This window comes from Mycolicibacillus koreensis (assembly GCF_002104795.1).
GTDB classification, from domain to species: domain Bacteria; phylum Actinomycetota; class Actinomycetes; order Mycobacteriales; family Mycobacteriaceae; genus Mycobacterium; species Mycobacterium koreense.
The window spans coordinates 1-1,359 of the sequence record NZ_NCXO01000108.1; the positions used below are offsets into that span (position 1 = coordinate 1).

The following is a 1,359-nucleotide window of genomic DNA, read 5'->3' on the forward strand; positions in this document are numbered from 1 at the left end:
TGAACCGCACTGGGTTCGGTGGAGGCTCGGACTATTGGATTCCGGCCAGGGCTTGGCCGGTCCGGGTGTCAGCGTAGAAGGTGTCCTCGAACTCGGTCGGCGGGACGTCGCCGAGGTAGCCGTGTAGTCGGTCGGTGTTGTGCCAGTGCACCCAGCCCAGGGTGGCTAACTCGACGTCCTCGACGGTCTTCCACGGCCCCTTGCGGGTCGGTCCGTAGATCAATTCGGCCTTGTAGTAGCCGTTGACCGTCTCAGCGAGCGCGTTGTCGTAGCTGTCGCCGACGGTCCCGATCGACGGGGTCGCCCCGATCTCGGCGAGCCGCTCCCCGTAGCGAATAGAGGTGAATTGAGCTCCGGCATCGGAGTGGCACCGCAGGCCCGGCAGGGTGGTTCCCCGTGACCAGCGGGCCATCTCGATGGCATCGAGCACCATCGTGGTGCGCATATGCCCGGCGACCCGCCACCCGACGATCATCCGGGAGAACGCGTCGACGATGAAGCAGACGTAGGCCACCCCGGCCCAGGTCGGCACATACGTCAGGTCGGTCACCCACAACTGATTGGGTGCGGTCGCGGTGAAGTCACGTTTGACCAGGTCCGGGTGCCGCGGCGCCCCCGCCTCGGGGCGGGTGGTGCGTACCTGTTTGCCGCGGCGCACCCCGGCGATACCGGCCGCACGCATGAGTCGCCCGACCTGGTCACGGCCAATGGCGTGGCCGGCGCGCACCGCGGCCTTGTGGAGTTTGCGGACCCCGTAGACCTGGTAGTTGTCGTCGAAAAGCTTGACCAGGATCGGTGTCATCACCGCATCCCGGATCGCCCGCGCCGACGGGGCACGTTTGCGGGCGGCGTAGTAGGTGCTCGGGGCCACCCGCACCCCTGCGGAGCGCAGGACGGTGCAGATGGGCTCGACCCCGAAGTCCTCGCGGTTGGCGTCGATGAAGTCGACTATTTCTTGTGTTGGCGGTCGAGCTCCGCCCCGAAGAAACTGGCCGCTCGTTTCAGAATCTCGTTGGCGCGCCGGAGTTCTCGATTCTCCTGCTCAAGTTCTTTGATTCGGCGTGCCTCGGTCGTGGACAGCCCGGCGGTGTGCCCGTCGTCGATGTCGGCCTGGCGGACCCAGGCCCGCACCGATTCCACCCCGTAGCCGAGCTGGCCGGCCACCCGGGAGATCACCCCGTGCTCGGTGCCCAACTCGGCCCGCAGCGTGCGCACCATCCGCACCGCCGAGGCCTTCTGCTCGGTCGTGTAACGCCGTGCACTGGCCGCCGTCTTGCCCGCCGCTGCGGATTTCTCCTTCGCCATGACTCCATCCTCGTTTCCAAGGTTCGGAGCCTCCACACGACCCAGTGCGGTTCA

General features: G+C 67.0%; 1 protein-coding gene and 1 other annotated feature. The gene reads right to left on the reverse strand.

Annotated features, from left to right (window positions below; translation table 11 throughout):
* Window positions 1-31 precede the first annotated feature (31 nt).
* A protein-coding gene (locus tag B8W67_RS20075; protein ID WP_234806839.1) for an IS3 family transposase occupies window positions 32-1,305 on the reverse strand; the annotation gives its coding sequence in 2 pieces (ribosomal slippage) (window positions 32-990 and window positions 990-1,305; 1,275 coding nt in all).
* Window positions 863-994 (reverse strand) — a sequence feature (AL1L pseudoknot). (Overlaps the previous gene by 132 nt.)
* Window positions 1,306-1,359 lie beyond the last annotated feature (54 nt).